This is a genomic window from Selenomonadales bacterium 4137-cl, assembly GCA_032334055.1.
Taxonomy (GTDB): Bacteria; Bacillota; Negativicutes; order Sporomusales; family UBA7701; genus Anaeroselena; species Anaeroselena agilis.
This window is the reverse complement of record JAUOZS010000001.1, coordinates 3,580,252-3,600,842: the sequence shown is the minus strand read 5'-3', so window position 1 is coordinate 3,600,842 and position 20,591 is coordinate 3,580,252. Positions and strand designations below refer to the sequence as shown.

The following is a 20,591-nucleotide window of genomic DNA, read 5'->3' as shown; positions in this document are numbered from 1 at the left end:
ACAAAAGCTTGCAAAAACTACTAATACAAATTATAATACAAACAAAACTTGCGAAACGGGTGATAAATGTGCTTGATGATAACGATTGCAAAATAGTTGACGCCCTGATGGCCAACGCCCGCGCCACCTGGGCCGAACTCGGCGCCTTGCTCGGCCTGTCCGCCCCCGCCGCCGCCGATCGCGTCCGCAGGCTCGAACAGCGCGGCGTTATCAAAGGATACGCCGCTCTTCTCGACCCCGACGCCATCGGTTGTGGCTTCGCCGCCTTCATCGCCGTCACCCTGGAAAAGCCCGAACATCGCGCCCCCTTCCTCGCCAAAGTCGCCGCCCTGCCGGAAATCCTTGAATGCCATCACGCCGCCGGCGACGACGACTACTTCCTCAAAGTCCGCTGCACCGGCCCCCGTCACCTGGAGAAGCTCATCAGCGAAGAACTAAAAGCCCTGCCCGGCATTGTAAGGACCCGCACCACCGTCATCTTATCCACCGTCAAGGAAACCCCCGTACTGCCGCTCGGGCCGGCAAAGTGAGCGCCATGGTTTCAGACCTCTTTTTCCAGGGCCTTGTGCTTGGGTTCTCTATTGCCGCCCCCGTCGGGCCCATCGGCGTTCTCTGCATCCGCCGCACCCTCGCCGGCGGTCCTCTCCGCGGTTTTGTCACCGGCCTCGGCACCGCCACCGCCGACGCCATCTACGGTCTCGTCGCCGCCCTTGGGCTTACCGCCGTCGCCGCTATGCTTGTCGATCATCAGACATATCTTCGGCTCGGCGGCGGCCTCTTTCTCTGCTATCTCGGCTGGACGGCTTTCCGGGCCGCGCCTGCCCGGCAGGCTGCCGCCGGAATCGGCGGCAGCCTGCCGGGCGATTACCTTTCCGCCTTCGCTCTCACCCTCACCAACCCCCTTACCGTTCTCTCCTTTGCCGCCGTCTTCGCCGGCGTAGGCGTCGGCGGCGGTCAGGACAGCCGCGGCGCCGCCCTTCTCGTCCTCGGCGTCTTCGCCGGCTCACTGCTGTGGTGGTTGATATTAAGCGGCGCCACCGGTCTTCTCCGCGCCGAACTGGGCCCCTCCCGGCTGGTGTGGGTAAACAGGCTCTCCGGCATAGTCATCGCCGCCTTCGGGCTTGCCTGCCTGCTCAGCCTCGCCTGAAGCATCATTACCCGGTCTAACGGGCAAACTAAACCATCAGTCGGAAAGGGAGGCCGCACAAATGCCCGAACTCGAACAGCTCCGCACCCGCATCGAAGAACTGGCCAAGATGCTGGACCGTCTGGCCGGAGGGAAAGAAGAAATCTGCGAAAACATGGCCGTCGGCAGCACTGCCGTCAGCACATATCCCGGCCTTGCCGAGCTTGAGGAAGTGAAGACCAAAGCCGAAGACATAAGACGCGACCTCGCCGCTCTCAAAGCCAGAGGCAGGCTCGACCCCAAAGTGCGCGAGCTCGAAACCAAACTCGAACAAGTGCTTGTCCGCTACTACTGGCTTTGGCAAAAATGCAAAGACAATATGGCTTGACCTGCGGCTCCCCCAAGGGGAGCCGCAACCTTTTCGGCTGCCGGACAGCCTGACTGGGGAAAATCAAACCTGCAAGAAGGTGAATGGCGTAAATTGTAGAAAAAAACAATATATTGCGATTGCCGCCGGCCGGGATCGTCGAAAACGTCGTTCCGGCCCACTTGGAGGGGACCCGGTTGAGTGCTTTCCTGCGGTTCAGGCAGTTTGCTTTGCGTCTGTACGGATGGCTGCGGCCCGATCTGGCCGTTTTGCTGTTCGGTTTTTTTGTCTTATGCGCCATCTGGGGCGGAGCATATTGGCAAACGGAAAAAGACCGACAAGTCACCCTCGACGCCATCAGGCACGATGGCGCAACCCTCAGCGTCACCTTCGAGGAAAACGTCAACAGGATACTGAAACTATACGACCAGTATCTGAAAATAATCAAGGCCAATTACGAAGAAAATCAGGCCGTCACTCCCGAACTTCGCCGGCTTATCATCAGCCTCGCCCGCGACCCGGTCGTAAACCAGGGGGCGATAATCAACCCGGCCGGCGAAATGGTCGTCAGCCTGTTGCTCCCCCCGTCCGGACTGACCTTCTCCCGTGAGCCCCATTTTCTCGCCCAGCAAAAAGCGACGCTCGGCGGCCTCTACGTAGGGGAGCCCTTCATAGGACGCGTTTCCGGCAAACCCTCCATTGCCCTCAGCCGCCGCATCAGCAATCCCGACGGCACCTTCGGCGGCATCGCCTACCTCGCCCTGTCCGCCGACTACCTGTCCAGCTTCTACCGGGATATGGGCCTCGACGAGCACTACGTCATCAGGGTCATCGGCACCGACCGGACGGTCCGCGCCAGCAGCACACCCAGCGAAGTCGGCGCCCGGGTAGCCGGCGGCCCGCTGTTTGACGCACTCGCCAAAAGTCCGGCAGGCTTTTTCGTGGCTGACGACAGCGTCTTCGGGCAGCGGTTGCTGGTTAGCTACCGCCTGATGCGCGACTATCCGCTCGTCGTCCAGGTCGGCGTATCTCAGGCCGTCCTCGCCCCCCTGGAGCAGCGGCGCAATCTCTACATAGGCGTCGCCTGGGCTGCCAGCATCTTCGTCGTCATCTTCACCGCCGGAATCGTCGGCCGTGCCCGCAGGCTCCGCCTGAGCGAGGAGCGGTTCAGGACAGTAGTGACGAATACGCCCCTCATAATTTACTCCCTCGATGAATACGGCCACTTTACCCTCAACGAAGGGCGCGGCCTCGGAAGACTCGGCCTCCGGCCGGGGGCATACGTCGGTCAGTCGATATTCGACATCTTCAAAGCCCGTCCGGAAAGCTTGGATAGCGTGCGACAGGCGCTCGGCGGGGAGCGTGTCTATTTCGACCAAGTTATCGACGGCGTCTATTTAAGCAACCGGATGGTGCCAATGCTTGACGGCGCCGGACGGGTAAAGGGCGTCATCGGCGCCGCTATTGACATCACCGAGCAGAAACAGGCCGAAGAGCGGCTGAGGGAAAACGAAGAGCGACTGCAGGAAAGCTTCGACGAACTGTACGCCGCCCACGAAGAGCTGCTCGCCACCGAAGAGGAACTGCGGCTGCAATACAACATCGCCACCGAGCGGGAAGAAGCCATCGCCCGCCGCAACGCCGTCCTCGCCTCGCTTCACGAAGTGGCTGTCGGCCTTGTTAACAGGCTTGACCTTTACGAAGTACTCACCGCCATTGTCGCCCAAGCCTCCAATCTCATCGGCACCCCCCACGCCTTCCTCTGCCTGGTCGACGAACACGCAGGCGTAATCGAAACGAAAGTCGGCTGCGGCGTATTTGCCGGGAACATAGGCAACAAGGTCGCCCTAACTGACGGACTGCTGGGCAAAGCCTACCAAAGCGGCGAAGTCTGCCTCGTCGACGACTATTCCGCCTGGGAAAACCGCCTGCCGGGCGAATTCCACGACAACCTGCAAAGCGTGGTCGAGGTCCCGCTTAAAGACGGGGACAAAGTCATCGGTATCTTCGGCCTCAGCTACCTGGCCGGCGAGCGGAAGTTCACCGCCGACGAAGTCGCCCTCCTCGGCCAGTTCGCCGAACTGGCCGCCATTGCCCTCGTCAACGCCCGCCTCTATACCAACCTCTCGGCAACCGAGCACAAGCTGCGGGACAGCCACCAAGACCTAACCGCCGCCCACGAAGAACTGCTTGCCACCGAAGAGGAGCTCCGCCTGCGCTACGACGAAGTTTTGCAGGCCAACGAACAGATATCGCGGAAAAATGCCCTTCTGTCCATTGGGCAGCAGACCGTCCTGGGCGTCATCAATAAACTAGATATGGACGAACTGCTGGCCGCCATCATCATGCAGGCGGCCGCCATAACCGGCGTCACCGACGCCTTCGTTTCCCTCCCGTCCGACGACGGCGCCATCCTCAACATAAAAGCCGGCCTCGGCATCTACAGCGGCGAGTTTCCCCCCGTTGCCGTCGGCAAGGGGCTCATGGGCAAAGTCTTCGTCACCGGCAAAACGGAAGTCGTCAACGACTACCCGCGTTGGCCGGACAGATTCACCTCCCCGATCGGCGGCAAAATCCACGCCCTCGCCGCCGCCCCCCTGCGTGACGGCCAAAAGATCGCCGGCGTTCTCGGCCTGGCCCACACCGAACCGGGACGGAGCTTCGACGCCGAGCAGATCGGCCTCCTGGAGTACTTCTGCGAATTCGCCTCCCTCGCCCTTGCCAACGCCGCCCTCCACTCCTCCCTCCAGAGCGAACTCGACGAACGGCGGCAAAGCGAAACCACCCTCAGCGAAATCCTCGACAGCACCAACGACGCCATCATCGTCAACGATCAGAACGGCGGCATCGCCTGGACCAACCGCCGCACCGTCGAAATGTTCGGCTACACTGAAGACGAACTTAAGCAGCATGGGGCGGTCCTTATTTCCACCCCCCAGAACTACCCTGCCGCCGTCGAAGTCATGCGCAGGGCCGTCAACGAAGGCCCGCAGACCTACCTGCGCGAAACCGCGACCAAAAGCGGGCAGAGAATCGTGGTCGAGATAAACGCCCGGCGTGCGACCATCGACGGCCAAGTATGCTGTCTGACGGTCATGCGCGACATCACCGCGAAGATGCAGATCGAAAAAGATCTTGCCGAATCCGAAGCGGAAAAACAGGCCGTCCTCGACGCCATTCCCGACCTCATGCTCATTTTCGACCAGAACGGCACCCTGCTTAACTACCGTAAGCCCGAAGAAATCGAAACCCTTGCCGAAATCGAGCCGGAAACCATCGGCCGTAACATCGACGACCTCCTTCCCGACGACGTCGCCGACAACTTCCGCCGCTGCATCAGCCAGGCAATCGCCACCGGCAAAACCCAGTTCTATGAATACAACATCAACGTTCGCGGCGCCCTCCGCTACCGCGACATGCGCTTCTCGAAAGTCGGCGATGCCGTCGTCCTCGCCATGATGCGGGACATGACCGCCATCAAACACTCCGAGGCCCAAATCGAATTTCTCAGCATGCACGACCCCCTCACCGGCGTCTACAACCGGACCTACTTCGAAGACGCCATGCGCAAAGCTGCCTGGCTGGACAAGCGCGGCATCGCCGTCCTCGTCTGCGACGTCGACGGTCTCAAACTCATCAACGACACCCTTGGCCACCGCGCCGGCGACGATCTCCTCCGCGTCGTAGCCGCCGGCCTTCGGTACACCGTAGTTTCCGGCAATGACATCGTAGCCCGGATAGGCGGCGACGAATTTGCCGTCATCATCTACGCCCCCGACAAAGATAAAATCGAGCGTGCCCTCGAAAAAATGGATCGGTTTGTCGCCGACTACAACAACAATAACCCCCAATTGCCCCTTAGCCTGTCCATCGGCTGGGCGGCCGACTACACAAGCGGCACGCGGGCCGAAGAACTCTTCAAACTCGCCGACAATGAAATGTACCGCCGGAAACTCCACCAGAGCCAAAGCATGAGGAGCTCCATCGTCCAGACCATGATGAGAGCGCTCGAAGAGCGCGATCACATCACCGAAGGCCATGCCGATCGCCTCCAGCACCTCGCCGAAAAACTCGGCCAACAACTGGATCTGCCCGGAGGACGGCTGGCCGACATCAGGCTGTTGGCCAAGTTTCACGACATCGGCAAAGTCGGCATCCCCGACAGCATCCTCAACAAGCCCGGCCGCCTCACCGAAGAAGAAATGACCATCATGCGACGGCATTGCGAAATCGGCTACCGGATCGCCCGCGCCTCCTCCGAACTATCCCCCATCGCCGAATGGATCCTCAAGCACCAGGAATGGTGGAACGGCAAAGGCTATCCCCTCGGCATAGCAGGTGAAGACATCCCGCTCGAATGCCGCATCCTCGGCATCGTAGACGCATACGACGCCATGACCAGCAACAGGCCTTATCGCCAGGCCCTCTCCCACGACGAAGCCCTTGCCGAAATCGCCCGGTGCGCCGGCAGCCAATTCGATCCCCACCTCGCCGAGCTGTTCATAAAACTATTCTACTAAGCAACTGCCGCCGAACTCCACTCCTGCAAGCAAAGCATAAAGCCTTTTCCCAATCCTTCCACTTGAACTCGGCCGGCAAATATGGTATAGTAAATACCGCAGTCAATCAACACATGCGGGCGTAGCTCAGTGGTAGAGTACCGGCTTCCCAAGCCGTGGGTCGCGAGTTCGAATCTCGTTGCCCGCTCCAGTAAAATCAACGATTGACAGGCATGGTGCAATCAAGACGCAGGTCAAATGGGTGCAACGTGGGTGCAGTCGTTGGAAATGCTTAGTGGTCTTCCCAAAGGGAAGACCACTTTTTCTGTAATTATTTCACGTGCCCCTTGTATATTAGTACTATATATGGTACTATGGTGGCAGGGGAACGTGGTACTACCGGCGGTACTAAAAAGGCGTCAGCCAAGGCGGTGAGAAAATGAATGAGTAAACTCCTTAAGCTGCTTTTGAGAATTCGAAACAATCCCAAGACAGTAAGGTTTGACGAACTGGACAAACTACTTATAACGGCTGGATTCACCAGGCGCCAACCGAGAAGCGGGTCGAGTCATTACACTTATACTAAAAATAGAAAGATATTAACTGTACCATTCGACCAGCCGTATATTAAGGAACGTTACGTAGAGCTCGCGTTAGAGGCAATTGGGGACTGCTTGGAGGAGTAGTCCTCTCCTGGGACCTCTAAATAGATAGAAAACATGCGAGTAAAAATAGCCTGGCAATGTGGGCCTCCCACCAATTAGGGGGAGAGGAGAAAATAAAAGACGACTGATTTTAAAAGAAAAATACTAGGGAGGTAAACTTATGAACGAAAGAAGGAGGGACTTTGCGTATTACGCTTCCTTGCCGTATAAAATTGAATTTCATCCAGCGGCAGAAGGCGGGTATGTAGCGTCGATCCCCGACTTGCCGGGGTGCATTACCCAGGGTGAAACCTCGGAAGAGACGCTGCGTATGATTGAGGACGCGAAGGGCGCTTGGATAGATGCTGCTTTAGCGGAAGGGATTGCAATTCCCGAGCCGGTTCCCGAAGCAGATGAATATAGCGGTAAATTTAATCTTAGAATTCCGCGATCTCTCCATCGCGATTTAGCTAGGAGAGCGGAAGAAGAGGACGTAAGCTTAAATACTTTAGCAACTTATCTTCTGTCAGCTTGTATGGGTAAACAGCTAACCACTAAATAGCCAGGCTAAAAGCCCGTCGATACCATCGACGGGCTAGTTTTTTATAATTTATATAATTTACCAACCTTTTCGGCTATCCTCTGATCATTTGCTGGGATAGCGTGGCCGTAAAGGTCGAGTGTCGTAGATGCCTTCGAGTGCCCTAGCCGGCGGGCTACGTCCATAATATTCTCGCCGCTGGCCAGTAAATCAGTGGCGTGAGTATGTCGAAAAGCATGGAATTTTTTGTGATGTTTCTCCTGAGCAACCTTCTGCTTGGCTACTATCTCTCGATATTCTTGGCTCTTTGCGCTGATTTTCTTTGCTAGCAGCTCCTCCCGTTGTTTATCGAGTTCCTGCCACTCATCGTTGATACGTAGTTGGAGCTTCGCCCACCAGCGCTCAAAGTTTTTCGGCTGTATCGGTGACCCGTTATTGGCTGTGAAGTAGAGGCCGTGCGGGTTATTTCTTAGGATCAGGTCTTCCATACACTGCCTATGATGTTCGCGGAGAGTAGCCACCGTCTCTTCAGGGATGGATATTTTCCGACGGCTGGCTTTGCTCTTTGGCGGCTCAAATTTTATACCGGTGCTAGGGTGCTGCAAGGTTTGCCGCACGTAAATACACCGGTCATTGAAATCGGCGTCTTGCCAGCGAAGGCCAAGGACCTCACCTAATCGCATGCCGGTATGGGCTGCCAAAAGCAGAGCGGGATACCACCGGTGTGTTTTAGCATAACCCAATAGAGCCTCCATTTCTTCTTTAGAGAAAGTGATTACTTCTTTCCGTACTACTTTCGGAGGTGTTACTCCTTCCATCGGATTATAAGGTAACAGTTTGTCGTGGATTGCTTGTTTTAGCGCGGCGTGAAGGATATTGTGAACCTTCTTTCGCGTTTCTCCGGAATAATGACCCAAAGAAACATAGAGTTTCTGGAAATGGGTTGGTTTTAAATCTTGGAGCCGGTACCCTGCTATGGGATTGACGTGTTTGGCAAGGGAAACGTAACGTTCAAAAGTCCTTTGCCGGACGTTCTGCTTGCTGTAGATTTCAAGCCATTCCAGGAGCCATTCACCAAGAGTTATGTCTGTCGGCGCTACAAAAACACCTTTTGAGATATGATGTAATTGCTCATGAAGCCAATCGTAAGCTTGTTGTTGCCCTAAATCTGAATCAGAAAATCGTTTTGATACTCGTCGGCCATCCTCTAAAGAAACCTGTGCTCGATAGCCACGGCCAGATTCATGATAAACGCTACCGGTATTATTTACGCGCTTTTTAGGCATGCTCTCTCCTATTAATTCATCGTTAGGATTTATGTTTTTTTGACTTCATGCTTCGCTGATATATTATTTCTAACACAACTCTAATATCATCTTTAGCGTCGTCGTTTAGCATAAGTCCACGATACTGCAATTGATTATATTTAAGTAACTCTTCAAGATCAAAAGGGCGGTTCTGTCCGCTGTGGAGTAAATAATCAATCGCTTCTTCTTTACCGATTATGTCCGGAACTGTTATTTCTAGAGCTCGTGCTATTGCGATTAAGTCATCGTGATTAAGTGTCGGCGTATAGCAACGCTCCCAGTTAGATACTACTTGTGCAGTTTTCCCTATTTTCTCACCTAGTTCTTTTTGGGTTAGCCCCTTGCGTTTTCTAAAAAGCCGAATTTGTTCGCCTATATTCATTTCATCCACCACCTGGCACTATTGTAACAAATTTACCAACCTATTTCGATATTTTTGGTAACGAAATCGGATATAATATGCAAAATAAATATTGACAACTAACGCCGGGTGTTAGTAAAATATTAACGAAAACCGTTGACAAAAGGGTGATTAGTGTGGCAGTATTTGAAAATGTTGAAAAAATTCGACAAGCACGGGGAGTTACAAAAACATACCTTGCTCATAAGTTGGGTCTTTCATTACAAGGATATCGGCATATAATGTCAGGTCAGACAAGGCTAGATACTGAGAGGTTAAAGATTATTGCATTAGTACTAGGGGTAAAGCCGGCAATTTTTTTTAACGACAAACTAACGAAATCCGTTATAACGCGTTTGGAGATTATGTTGAACTCTAATTTAGGAGGTAGCTCTGATGGAGCATGATACGCCTTTTTCAATATTTGCATATCCTGCTAAATTTGCGGTAATTACCGGGATATCACAAAAAGAGATTAGGAAGTTATGTCGATTAAGGATTATTCCATGTGAACGAACAGCACATGGCTTTCGTATAGATGTCCAAGGTGCATTAGCGGTTTTGCGCTGCAGAGCTATGGAGTTCGCAGGCCACAGGGGATGCACGCTTATTCCTTGTCAAACTACTATTTCAAAACACAGAAATAAAAGCAAGGGCTTTATAGAGGCATTAAGTAGTTTGCAGCGGTAATCTGCGAAGCCGATGGTTTTGAAAGGGAGTGGAATGGCTTGAGCAAGCTACTATTAGACGAATATCCTCTCCTAGTGTTACCACTATTGGCTGTCGCTATCGGCCTGAATGAGGCTATAGTAACCCAACAAATACACTACTGGTTAAAAAATATAGAAAAGAGTCGCGCTCGTAATGAGGACGAGTACAATTATCATTACCACGACGGCCGTGTTTGGGTATATAACACTATACCCGATTGGCAAGAACAATTCCCGTTCTGGTGTGAAGAAACGGTACGACGTATACTCAAAAAATTAAAAGATGGCGGAATTCTGCTGACAGGAAAATACAACAGGCTGCGCTATGATCAGACCAAATGGTATACCCTTGATTATCAAAAGATTGATGAACTAGTCAAAATAGCCGCCGAAAAGCGAAAATACTCATCACTACAACCTGTCGGAATGGAAAACAACAAGGTGTCGGGTCCAGTACCACACCTTGTTGGGATGGATAACAAAAACCTGCCGGGACCTATACCAGAGATTACCCCGGAGACTTCCGAAGAGACAACAACAACATGTGCTCTTGTTGCCGAATTAAAAAATTTTGGGGTAACCGAAGACGGTGTAAAGACAATAACATCTGCTATTTGCGACGAAATAGTTATTAGGCAATTGATCGCATACGCCAAAAGCCAAACTCCGAAAAAGCTTGGTCCAGGCTGGCTGGTTACCGTCGCACGCGACCCTTCTAAACGTCCGCCCGCAGAACTGTTGGCTGTACCGTCAGTGGATAAACCTGTGCCTCCGCCAAATTGTTCTATATGCAAATGGTTCTCCAGTTGCGAAAAAGGCATCATTACTCTTCAATCTGAAGAGTTCGGCAGAGTTTATGAAAGTGTGATGGTTTGTCCCTATGCTAAAAAACTAGCTTAGTTTGTTGAAAGTGTACCGAGGGACAATCACAAAAATATGATCCGCCGGAGGCGTCATGCCTGACCAACCGTGCGCGGTTGTCAGGTAATGCGCACTTCCCCATGTTACAAAGTAACATGGTGCGACCCTGCGGGCGCATAACATAGACACCTGCGGTGTGGCCGAGCACGAAATGGAGCGTGATACCGTGGCGATACCTCATTGTAATATGTCCCATAGCCGAAGCAGCATAGACCGCACCGGCAATGTAACCCCGGCAGTAGCGCACCGCGATTATATCATGAGACAAGGCGAATATGGCCACGGAGAGAAAGCCGAGGAACTGGTTGCCAAGTCAGAGGAGATGGAGAACGCCCCGGAGTGGGCCGCGACAAACCCACGCGACTTCTGGGCGGCAGCCGACGCCTACGAGCGAAGTAACGGCAGAACGTACCACGAGATAAGGATAGCCCTCCCGGTCGAGCTTACCGAGCAGCAAAACATCGAGCTCATCAAGGATTATTGCCACCAGGTCTTCGGCGAAGACTTCCCGTATGAGTGGGCCTATCATAGCAACGTCGGGCGGCTTGACGGTCAGAAGGATAACCCCCACGCTCATATAATGTTTTCGGACAGGCGAAGGGACGGAATCGAAAGAGCGCCGGAAGTATATTTCAGCGAGGCCGCTAAGCAATATAAAGACCCGACCAGGCAGCAGCCCGACCCGGCCGCCCACGGGGCCAGAAAAGACCGCGTCATGTGGCACGACTTAGACGCTATTCCTCGGATACGCGAAGAATGGGAGCGCACATGTAACCGCCATCTAGAGAATAACGGGCATGAGGCCCGTATCGACATGCGCAGCCTCGTCGATCAGCGACAAGCCGCCCTGGAAGCCGGCGACCACGAAAAGGCGACCCAGCTTGACCGCGAACCCGAGCAGCACCTTGGACCGGACCGCGCCAGGACAAAGGATCGGCCTCCGTTAACTGATGAGGAGATCGAGAAGATCGCCCTCCATCGTTACACGCATGGCCTGGGCCGTGAGCTAAAAAACGAAGTGTGGGACCTCAAAAAGGAGGACTACAGCCTCCGCAAAGAAGAGCGGGCGCTGGCAAAGCAGCTTAAAGGCAAGCGGCCGAGCGCGGCCCAGCAGGCCGAACTTGACCGCTTGGCGGACGCACGGCACGAAAATTACAAGGCCCGCCTACTGACCGAGCTTCGGCAGGCCGAATTAACCAAAGAACTGGCCACCCCTGAGGCCCAGGCAGAGATCGCGAAGATCGCCGGCGATATCGCCGAGCGGGACCGTCAGCGCGTAGAGAAGATAACCGGCATCAAGGCCGGTCGCATCGGCCGCGAGAAAGATGCCGCGGCCATCGCCAGAGCGGCAGCGGAAAAACGGATAGTAAAAGCCCACGGCCAGGCCGTCAGTTACGCAGAAGTATTTTACGCCGCATCTGACGCCGTGCGGGAAATCGATCGCGCGGGCGGCAATCAGGCCGCTTGGGGGGAAGTCGAAAAGCTGCGCAGTACCTTGGCATTGCCGGAGAATCACGAGTATATGCCCAGCAAAGCCCATGTTGCCGGCGATCTCGCTGACCCGGTCACCCTGGCAGCCCAGGCCGGCGAGATTTTAACGCAATTGGAACGCGAAAAGACGCAGCGGCGGGCCATCGAGGCCGAGCAGCGGCCAGCACCGGCGCCGGTGAAAGACGCCGCCCAGGAGCAGCGGGCCGCCAAGCTGGCCAAGGCATTGGAGGTTGAAAAGGCTAAGACCGCGAAGGCCGCCGAAATACAAAGCCGCGCCGCCGCCGCGCAAGCAATAGAGACAGATTTACGGGCGCTGGCCACCAAGATTGAGGCTGGCGAGGTAGGCCATGCCGAAGCGCTAGAAAAGATAGTCCGCGCCCGCGCCGCCTGCGGGGCGCATTTGCGTGATCTCAAAAATGAGCTTTCGACGCTGCCAGCAAAGGGTTTGACCAGGGACGAGATCAAGGATATGGCTTGGAACTGGCACCACGATAACGTTTTACGCGAACACGACCCGGTAATTAAGGCGCTGGAAACCAAGGTCGCCGAAGCGACAAAGGCGTACGAAACGGCCAAAGTGGCCGGGACGGTGGGCGACAAGCTCGAAAACCTCGTCAAATTTCGGGACGCAGCGGCAAGGACGCTGGAAGAGAAAAAGGCGGAAATACGAGCTATCGCCAAAGCCGATCTTGGCCCAATAAACAGTTATTTCCTCGAAATACGGGGCAGAGACAACCAGGAGCAATCCAGGCGGGCGACGGTCGAGCAAAAAATAGATGTTTTTAGCACAAAAGACGGGGAGTTTAAGGCGGTCCAACGTGCCCTAATGAGAAGCCACGACCGGAACGGTAAAAACGCGGCCCCAGCGCCGCAGATCGGGCGGGCGCTCAATAATATCGTCGCCGACCTAAACCGCGCTGAGAGCCACGGCAAGGGCGGGTTAAATCTGAGAATATCGGCGCTGCACCAAGACCTGGGCGATTACGCAGACACGTCCGAACACGACCACGGGCAAAACAGGGGATTGGAGCGAGAATAACCCCGGAAAGCGCAGGGGCCGCCGGCAACCCTTGGCCAGACCGTACCCGCCGGGGATCTCATCTGTCAAGGACGCGCAGCGCCGCGAGGCGGTTTATAATCCTTGACGGATGAGATCCCCGGCGGGGAAACTGTAATCAAGGGTTGCACCGGCGCGAATCGCTTCGCCGGTCGTTGGCTATCGCGGCCATGGTCGGCTGGATTTCGTCGCCTAGAGCATGTTTTGCAAATAACCGGGCTTGGCCACAAAAAAACGGCCTCCTAGGAAGCCTTCTAAGCCACGAAATACAAGGGGTTGGTATGATTGGGCAGGGCGAAAAAGACCCCTCGGCGGCGTCAGATCATCAAGGCCCGCCGAATCAGCAGGCAACACTATCAAGCGGAAAAGCTGGCGAGGATTCGGGCCACCGTCGATCATATCCGCGCCGCCGAGGCAGCCGGCGTGATCGTCAAGACCGGGCCACGCGAATACGCGTATAATCCCGACAAGCTGCCCCGCGCCGGCTGGGGGCCGGCCCTGGCGGTCATGGCCGCTGCCGGTGATGATGAGTTGTTGATTGGCGATCTGGAGGAGGACGGCGACGGTGAGTAAAAATTTTTGGACCCTAGCGGCCTACGAGCAGGAAAAGCTCCTCGGCAGCGCGACCAGGGCGGCGATCAGCCAGGCCCACGCTTCCGGCCTGGCAACAAGCCACGCTGACGAGGAGGGCCGAATCTACCGTTTAAATCCAGACGGCAGCCGCGAATTTTACTACCCGGCCGTATTCTCCCGCGCCGGCGACGGCGTAACAGTGGTTTTTCCCGATCTTCCCGGCTGTATAAGTTGCGCGGCCGACGAAGACCAGGCGCTGGCCAGGGCGGCCGAAGCTCTGACGCTCTATCTGAAATGTTCCCGCCAGGGCGGTGACACAATACCGCTGCCGTCGCCGATGACAGTCATCCGACCGGGGCCGAAGGAGCTTGTGAAGCTCGTAAAACCGAGTGATTAAAAGAGGGTGAATTATGGCTGAAATTAATCCGGCGGTCATTATTAACGCGATAGAGCTTGATTTTACATCGGCGAGCACCGACGTTAAGAAACTGGAATTAGTTCGGGGAAAATTCAAGCACCTGCAGGTAACAAGAGGGAAAGAACGCTTCCGTAATCAGATCCCCGAGGAAAAGATGGTTTGCGTTGAGGTTCATTTGAGCGTTGATATGTGCGTCGCCCTCATCGAAAAGTTCATAGTCAAGCAAGAAACCCCTTTTGAATACGCGGTAGCTATGGCGTTATTGCAAGGACTAGCCGCACCGAAACCGAATGACTAAGGAGCCGCCCCACCGTCGAAAGTCAGGCGACTCCTTATCAGAACAACACCCGAACGGGGCCGGGGCTGCCTTGCCATAATAATAGCACGGCAGCCGGCCTCCGGGCAAATTAAAGGGAGGCATTGTATGGAACTAACCAAGGGTGAGATCATGGGTAAACTGGCCAGGGTGAGGACGAGCGACGTGCTGGCCACGTTCGCGCCGAGGAGTAACCCGGAATACCACGAGGCCCAGGGCCGCTATTGCTCGGCTCTGGAGGAGGTTGCTCGCCGGTGCGGTCCGACGGTCGCCCGCGAACTGGAGGCCGCAGGGGAGGCTATGGCGAGCGTGTTGTACGATGAATGTTACGCCCAGGGCCTGGCCGATGGGTTACAACTTTCCCGCGCCGATCTGCTCACGCTGGCGGCCGGCTGAGAAACTAGACGAGAAAGAGGTGAGTAGTATTAGCACTTTTGCTACGCGCGAAGCCGCGCGAATTGAAAGCCTGAGAAAGCGCCGGGCGGAGATTGACCGCGAAATTAAGGTCAGATCGGCCAACGCAAATAAAGTCGCCAGGAAAGCGGACACGAGGGACAAAATAGAGCTTGGGGGGCTTATGCGCATAGCGTTTGAGACCGAAGGGCTGCGGCCCGATGATCTCGATATGCTCCTGGGCGGCCTAATATACGTCGTTCGAGAACTCAAACATAACGATAACCCCCCCATCCTGGCCGTTTGGAAGAGCCAGGGCCAGGCAGAACGGATAACACGGGCAAAGGCGGCCGAGGCTAAAAGGCGACGGACGCCGATTACACCAGAGCCGCTAGAGCCGGCCTATGGTGACGCGCCGATCTGCCCGGCCTGCGGAAAAGGGCACATAGTTCCGCGCGAGAAGCTCGGCGGGAAATTAGGCTGCGATCAATACCCGGCGTGTAAGTATATCGCGCCCGAGGACGAGGGTTAAATAGTTTTTGGTTGCCTAGGAGGCCGTAGGAGCGATTTTCCGGCTCCAATGCAGCGTCGCTCCTTGGGCCTATCACCAGGACTAGAATAACGCCATTCATCACTTAGTAGAGATATAATGGGATAGGATTCGAAGGAGCTGGTATGCCAGTTTGACTTAGGCAATAACCGGGTGTATATTATAGGTGTCACCTGGGGCCTTGTGCTTCAGTGGTGCTAGATAGAGCCGATTCTCGACTAACCGGACGTGGGTTAGTCCTTCTTTTTGATAATAAACTATGACACTTTTAAGCATCGATAACCTTTTTACCGATTACAATCTATCTGTCATAATTAGAATTGCGAGTTGCAAATAAGAACTCCCGTGCCGTTGGACGGCACGGGAGTTGATTTTAAGGAATCGCAATTATGACAGTTAGCCTGTCTTTAAATTTGGAAATTACACGCTTGGTTCCTGTCTATAAAACCTGGCTTCCCAAAGCTATTGAGAAATCCTTTAAAGTCGGGCTTTATGGATAAGAAATTTTGTGTCTATAAATCATCTGTTTTATAGACAAAATGTAAGGCGAAATAAATCGACACAGAAGGAGCTTTGATTAATAAATGGAAATATTACCTAACGGGCAAAAGCTTAAAAATAGACAAGTTGATGAGAATATTAACTCGGGGGGATAGTAATGTCTCTATACTGTGATCTGTCTGATTTAGTAACCGAGAGCGATATTGAACAAAAGTTTATCTTCCCGATGTTGACTAATAGTAATCCTTTAGGGTTAGGCTATAAGCCATCGGACATAAGAACAAAAACCATAATACGTCAAGTACTTATTGATAAGGGTAGTAAACAGCATTACTATTTTCCTGATTATTTAATAAGTTTGCGTGGAATACCTATGATGGTGGTTGAAGCTAAAGGACCCAATGAGGATCTTACAAAAGCGTTCTCAGAAGCAAGACTTTATGCTAATGAAATAAATTCTGAATTTAAGCATAAACTAAATGTTTGTGAAAAGATAATGGTGTGTAATGGACGAGAAATTTGGACCGGTTATTTTGATCAAGCAGATCCAATAGTTAAACTAAATTTTGATGAAGTATTTGTTGGAAGTAAAGCGTTTGTTAATTTAATCGAGTTTTGTTCGAAGGATACACTAAATTCTATTGTTGATAAATATTATTCTGACATTAAAGGAAAAGCACTGTATAATACTCCTGTATCAAAACTTGGTGGTAAAAGAGTCCAAGATCAAGAGTTAATTGAAAATGAGTATGGTAGAACTCTTGTGTTTGAAAATAGAAACATTTTCGATCCTCAAACAGAGGATGACAGAATCGAAATCGTTAATAATGCTTACGTGGCTTCCGCTAAACGAGAACAGCACGCAGAACCCCTGTTTAAGGAAATAAAGAAATTTAAATTACCAAGCGAGGTCAATTCTACTCTTATATCTACTGATAACCCGGAAGAGATAGTACAGAAAATAAATAAACATATTGAATTAAAAAATGATAATTATTCTTTGATGCTATTTATTGGAACTAAAGGGAGCGGTAAAACAACTTTTATAAGGCATTTTAAGGAAGTATTTTTGAAAGTTAATCATATTGAGTTGTACAACCAATGTGAATTTATTTTTATTAACATGAATAACGCTCCAGGAAATAAGGATAAAATATATGACTGGATTATTGATGCCACAATACAAAGGATTCAAGATAATCACTCGGAAATAGACTTCACAGAATTTGAAACAATTAAAAAGGTATTTAAAAAGGAAATAAAAGAGTTCGAGAAAGGCTTGGGAGCATTATTAAGTTCGACACCGGATAAATATAATCAAGAATTATATTCTGTTTTAGTAAATTGCACAAATAATAACCAAATTAAGTTAAAATCTTATATAAAGTATTTAAAAGAAACGCACACAAAGATTCCTATTGTGGTTTTGGATAACTGCGATAAATTACTAGCCGAGCAACAGCTTCTAATGTTTGATGTTGCTCAATGGTTAAGAGATACTTTTAAGTGCTTAATTCTTTTGCCATTGAGAGATACAACATATGATAATTATCGAAATACGCCGCCACTTGATACAGTAGTAAAAGACTTAGTTTTTAGAATAGACCCTCCTGATTTATTTAAGGTATTACAGGCAAGACTAGAATACATTTTGCGCATTAATGCAAATAAATTAAACGAAGCAACAACTTACACGCTGGAAAATGGAATTACAATTCATATAGAAAAGAATGAGCAAATACAATATTTTAAAAAGATATTACAATCGATCAGAAACGATCGATTGACGTTGAAAATTTTCTATAACTTATCTAATAGAAGTATACGAGATGGTATTGAATTATTTATTAATTTCTGCAAGAGTGGACATGTTAAAGCTCAGGATATATTTATGATTAGAGTTTCTGGTAATGAATATGAAGAACAATATAGCCTACCACAACATATAATACTCAATACATTGTTAAGAAAAAACCGAAAATATTTTGATGAAGAGAAGTCAAATTTCGTAAATCTATTTTCTTCAAAGTATACGGATGATTTACCTGATCCTTTCGTGAGAATAGATATTTTATCCTGGCTAAAAGATAAACTAAACGTTGAAGGTCCAAGTCGTGTCAAGGGTTACCATAGAGTAGCAGATATTGTTGCTGATCTGGAGTTATTTGGACATAAAGACGAGATAACTATGAGGGAAATTGCTGTCCTATCAAAAAGGGAATTGATTTTTGCCGAAAGCCAATCTTTTGATATAGCAAATGAGGATCTAGTCAAAATATCGCCTTCAGGCTCAGTTCATCTAGATTTATTAGAAAATGTAACATATTTGGCAACTTGCGCGGAAAATACGTTATATAAAAATAGTGAAATAATGATTAGAATTTCCCGCAGATTATCATCTCCTGTATATTTAGAAAAGATCTCGTCTATAGCAACTGCACTTGATATGATCGGTTATCTAATAGACTATAGGAAAGAGTTTATTACTTCGCCGTCTGTATATCTAAAGGATGGTACTTACTTAAACTCGATTGATTTAAATATATCTTATAATGCAATAAAACGACTTATTGATAGCGATTCAGAAGCAAGACAAGTATTTGGTTTCACAGAGGAATTCCCGGTTGGGACGGTTGTAGAAGCAGTTGTCACCAACAAAAAGAGAAACTCTATAAATTGTCATGTTGAGAATAAAATTAAAGGATTTTTATCGATACTCGAACAGAAGTACAATCTGTCTTCAGATAATTATGAGCAGCTAAATATTGGCGATTATATAATTTGCAAAGTATTAGAGTTTGACTTTCTCCATAAAAGTGTTCAATTAGAGTATGTCGCTCTTTCAACAAAACAAAATTATGTAAAGTAGTGCGCAAGTCTTTTGGTGCAACATGGGTGCAACGCATGGGCGAGAACGGCAGTGATTGGATACTGTTGGCCACACCGTCAAAGTCTCAAACACTTGGCAGCATAAAGATTTCTCCCTGGGTGTAAAGCATTATAGGATTTAAACAGAAAAGGTCTTCATCGGCTTCCCAAGCCGTGGGTCGCGAGTTCGAATCTCGTTGCCCGCTCCAGTAAAATCGCGGCCTCCAGGCATTTGCCTGGAGGCCATTTTCTTTAGGAAGGCAGTTAAGGAAGGCAATAGAGGGTATAACAGGATAGAAAAGATAGAATGAGTGAAGGTATATTTCGTTTTTTATGGAAATATTTTAAAATTAACACTCTACTTACAATTATATAGGTTGGGGGAATTAATAATGGGCAATACTAAAGTAGTTAGTGTTATTAATTGGAAGGGTGGTGTTGGAAAGACGACATTCACGCATCACTTGGGGACCGGCCTTCAGGAGCTATCCGAAACTAATCTGTCTGAGCTTCTGGGAACTGACACCTCACCTAAGGTCCTCCTAGTCGACCTTGACGCTCAATGTAACCTTTCGATATCATGTCTAAGCGATGACATTTTTGAAAAGAAGGTATTTACCGACAAAATTGGTACAATCAAAGATTTGTTTGAGAAGTTTTTGGTCGATGAGAATGCAAATGTGGATTTAAGTCAATATATTTTGAAAAAATCTGTACGGTCCAGTGAGGGGTATATTTACACTAATGTAGATTTGCTAGTGTCACACCCTGACTTGATCTACACGGACATGGATATCGCTGTTTATGCTAAACCAAGTTTCAAAGCCAATTTAATGAATAAGGATATATATAAATTTCGCATAGTTCATAATATCTTAAAGGGAGTAAAAGACCAATACGATTTTATCTTCTTCGATTGTCCTCCAAATTTAAATTTTATAACGCAAAATGCATTATACGAGAGTGACTACTATCTAATCCCTACAATATTAGATAAACTATCATCATATGGTATTTTGTCAATTACTCATAAGGTGAAAGACCTGAATAAAGCGTTTTCCGGTTCTGACGCCAACTTTCATGAAACTAATTTAGCAGGAATTGTTTCTAATAATGTTAGAGAATATTCTCAGGAACCCAAAGACTCGCAAAGTAATGTTTTGACTACACTGAAGAATATTTTTCCTAATCAAGTTTTTGAAAACTACTTAACTAATGGAGATGGGATTCCCAAAGCATCAGCATCTGGATATCCTGTTTACGCATATAAAGACAAAAATGCAAACGCAAAGAAACAAAGTGAAGCGTTAATAAATATAACAAAAGAATTTTTAGCTCGGATTAAGTAGGTGAGAGCATGAAAATCAAACAGATTATACTTTTGGCTGAAAAAATACTTGAGATTCTAAAACTATATGAAAATAGCACTTTTAAAGAGATGCTGGATGATATTCATGGTCGTTTGTTAGATAAAAACGAGAAAATTGGCAAAGAAACAAGACACTTTGAGATGGACGAAGTTCTCTACGCAATATCGAATATGTCTAGTAGGGACGAAATAATAACATATTTGAATGCATATAATAAGACTGACCTAACTACACTGAGTAAATTCGCAAACCTTAAAGTTCGCAAAGAAGAAACGAAAGGCACGATCATAGATACAATTGCAAATCACTATTCATTTATCGCTTTACATGATAAAATGGCTAATAGAAACAAGGAGACTGTTACAGCGGCTCAGGCAGTACAAAAATAGTCTTTTGGATAATGCTTGAGATTCTTTTAGGACCTGCCTTTCCTCCCCCAGTAACGACGCGGCCTTCAGGCACCTGCCTGGAGGCCGTTTTTTTGTTAGGAAGGCAGCGGAGTAAAGCAATACAAGAAGTTATTAAACATACTCAAAGGA

General features: G+C 50.0%; 18 protein-coding genes and 1 tRNA gene. 17 read left to right on the top strand and 2 right to left on the bottom strand.

What is annotated here, in order from left to right:
* Nucleotides 1-68 precede the first annotated feature (68 nt).
* The 6 genes from Q4T40_18705 to Q4T40_18680 all read left to right on the top strand — a co-directional run bounded on the left by Q4T40_18705 (nt 69) and on the right by Q4T40_18680 (nt 7,198).
* Nucleotides 69-530, top strand: coding sequence for an Lrp/AsnC family transcriptional regulator (locus Q4T40_18705; protein ID MDT8903270.1), 462 nt, complete (start codon nt 69-71; stop codon nt 528-530).
* Between the two features lie 5 nt (nt 531-535).
* Nucleotides 536-1,147, top strand: coding sequence for a LysE family transporter (locus tag Q4T40_18700; GenBank protein MDT8903269.1), 612 nt, complete (start codon nt 536-538; stop codon nt 1,145-1,147).
* Between the two features lie 61 nt (nt 1,148-1,208).
* On the top strand, nt 1,209-1,514 hold the full coding sequence (locus Q4T40_18695; protein ID MDT8903268.1) for a hypothetical protein: 306 nt from the start codon (nt 1,209-1,211) through the stop codon (nt 1,512-1,514).
* 176 nt (nt 1,515-1,690) lie between these two features.
* Nucleotides 1,691-6,013 (top strand): PAS domain S-box protein, encoded by a 4,323-nt coding sequence (locus Q4T40_18690; GenBank protein ID MDT8903267.1) that lies wholly within the window; start codon nt 1,691-1,693, stop codon nt 6,011-6,013.
* Between the two features lie 115 nt (nt 6,014-6,128).
* A tRNA-Gly gene (locus tag Q4T40_18685) sits at nt 6,129-6,203 on the top strand.
* A gap of 614 nt (nt 6,204-6,817) precedes the next feature.
* The gene (locus Q4T40_18680) at nt 6,818-7,198 is read left to right on the top strand and encodes a toxin-antitoxin system HicB family antitoxin (GenBank protein ID MDT8903266.1); all 381 of its coding nucleotides are present in this window, start codon (nt 6,818-6,820) and stop codon (nt 7,196-7,198) included.
* A gap of 41 nt (nt 7,199-7,239) precedes the next feature.
* Here the strand turns inward: Q4T40_18680 and Q4T40_18675 are convergent, their stop codons facing one another.
* Nucleotides 7,240-8,463: a site-specific integrase gene (locus Q4T40_18675; GenBank protein MDT8903265.1), complete on the bottom strand. Its 1,224-nt coding sequence runs from the start codon at nt 8,461-8,463 to the stop codon at nt 7,240-7,242.
* Nucleotides 8,464-8,485: 22 nt separating this feature from the next.
* Nucleotides 8,486-8,866, bottom strand: coding sequence for a helix-turn-helix transcriptional regulator (locus tag Q4T40_18670; protein MDT8903264.1), 381 nt, complete (start codon nt 8,864-8,866; stop codon nt 8,486-8,488).
* Nucleotides 8,867-9,280: 414 nt separating this feature from the next.
* On the opposite strand from Q4T40_18670, the gene Q4T40_18665 reads away from it, so the two are divergent.
* The 11 genes from Q4T40_18665 (at nt 9,281) to Q4T40_18615 (ending at nt 20,441) form a co-directional block, all read left to right on the top strand.
* Entirely contained in the window at nt 9,281-9,574 is a 294-nt protein-coding gene (locus Q4T40_18665; protein ID MDT8903263.1) for a hypothetical protein, read from the top strand.
* A 38-nt stretch (nt 9,575-9,612) separates the two neighbouring features.
* Nucleotides 9,613-10,494 carry a hypothetical protein gene (locus Q4T40_18660; protein ID MDT8903262.1) on the top strand — a complete coding sequence of 294 codons (882 nt, stop codon included), beginning with the start codon at nt 9,613-9,615 and terminating at the stop codon, nt 10,492-10,494.
* A 280-nt stretch (nt 10,495-10,774) separates the two neighbouring features.
* On the top strand, nt 10,775-13,045 hold the full coding sequence (locus tag Q4T40_18655) for a MobA/MobL family protein (GenBank protein ID MDT8903261.1): 2,271 nt from the start codon (nt 10,775-10,777) through the stop codon (nt 13,043-13,045).
* Between the two features lie 303 nt (nt 13,046-13,348).
* A complete protein-coding gene (locus Q4T40_18650) occupies nt 13,349-13,636 on the top strand; it encodes a hypothetical protein (GenBank protein MDT8903260.1) in 288 nt (95 codons plus the stop codon).
* The gene (locus tag Q4T40_18645) at nt 13,629-14,033 is read left to right on the top strand and encodes a type II toxin-antitoxin system HicB family antitoxin (protein MDT8903259.1); all 405 of its coding nucleotides are present in this window, start codon (nt 13,629-13,631) and stop codon (nt 14,031-14,033) included. The genes Q4T40_18650 and Q4T40_18645 overlap by 8 nt, the downstream gene beginning before the upstream one ends.
* A gap of 13 nt (nt 14,034-14,046) precedes the next feature.
* Nucleotides 14,047-14,352, top strand: coding sequence for a hypothetical protein (locus Q4T40_18640; GenBank protein ID MDT8903258.1), 306 nt, complete (start codon nt 14,047-14,049; stop codon nt 14,350-14,352).
* A gap of 126 nt (nt 14,353-14,478) precedes the next feature.
* Entirely contained in the window at nt 14,479-14,766 is a 288-nt protein-coding gene (locus Q4T40_18635) for a hypothetical protein (GenBank protein ID MDT8903257.1), read from the top strand.
* A 19-nt stretch (nt 14,767-14,785) separates the two neighbouring features.
* A complete protein-coding gene (traD, locus tag Q4T40_18630; protein MDT8903256.1) occupies nt 14,786-15,295 on the top strand; it encodes a conjugal transfer protein TraD in 510 nt (169 codons plus the stop codon).
* Between the two features lie 676 nt (nt 15,296-15,971).
* A complete protein-coding gene (locus Q4T40_18625; protein ID MDT8903255.1) occupies nt 15,972-18,683 on the top strand; it encodes a S1 RNA-binding domain-containing protein in 2,712 nt (903 codons plus the stop codon).
* Between the two features lie 391 nt (nt 18,684-19,074).
* Entirely contained in the window at nt 19,075-20,031 is a 957-nt protein-coding gene (locus Q4T40_18620; protein ID MDT8903254.1) for a ParA family protein, read from the top strand.
* An 8-nt stretch (nt 20,032-20,039) separates the two neighbouring features.
* Nucleotides 20,040-20,441: a hypothetical protein gene (locus Q4T40_18615; protein MDT8903253.1), complete on the top strand. Its 402-nt coding sequence runs from the start codon at nt 20,040-20,042 to the stop codon at nt 20,439-20,441.
* Nucleotides 20,442-20,591: the final 150 nt, after the last annotated feature.

Excerpts from the sequence above, each read along its gene's own strand:
- Q4T40_18675 (MDT8903265.1), bottom strand. The coding sequence starts at position 8,463 with ATGCCTAAAAAGCGCGTAAATAATACCGGTAGCGTTTATCATGAATCT.
- Q4T40_18615 (MDT8903253.1), top strand. The coding sequence starts at position 20,040 with ATGAAAATCAAACAGATTATACTTTTGGCTGAAAAAATACTTGAGATT.
- Q4T40_18655 (MDT8903261.1), top strand. The coding sequence starts at position 10,775 with ATGAGACAAGGCGAATATGGCCACGGAGAGAAAGCCGAGGAACTGGTT.
- Q4T40_18670 (MDT8903264.1), bottom strand. The coding sequence starts at position 8,866 with ATGAATATAGGCGAACAAATTCGGCTTTTTAGAAAACGCAAGGGGCTA.
- Q4T40_18695 (MDT8903268.1), top strand. The coding sequence starts at position 1,209 with ATGCCCGAACTCGAACAGCTCCGCACCCGCATCGAAGAACTGGCCAAG.
- Q4T40_18700 (MDT8903269.1), top strand. The coding sequence starts at position 536 with ATGGTTTCAGACCTCTTTTTCCAGGGCCTTGTGCTTGGGTTCTCTATT.
- Q4T40_18680 (MDT8903266.1), top strand. The coding sequence starts at position 6,818 with ATGAACGAAAGAAGGAGGGACTTTGCGTATTACGCTTCCTTGCCGTAT.
- Q4T40_18625 (MDT8903255.1), top strand. The coding sequence starts at position 15,972 with ATGTCTCTATACTGTGATCTGTCTGATTTAGTAACCGAGAGCGATATT.
- Q4T40_18640 (MDT8903258.1), top strand. The coding sequence starts at position 14,047 with ATGGCTGAAATTAATCCGGCGGTCATTATTAACGCGATAGAGCTTGAT.
- Q4T40_18665 (MDT8903263.1), top strand. The coding sequence starts at position 9,281 with ATGGAGCATGATACGCCTTTTTCAATATTTGCATATCCTGCTAAATTT.
- Q4T40_18620 (MDT8903254.1), top strand. The coding sequence starts at position 19,075 with ATGGGCAATACTAAAGTAGTTAGTGTTATTAATTGGAAGGGTGGTGTT.
- Q4T40_18635 (MDT8903257.1), top strand. The coding sequence starts at position 14,479 with ATGGAACTAACCAAGGGTGAGATCATGGGTAAACTGGCCAGGGTGAGG.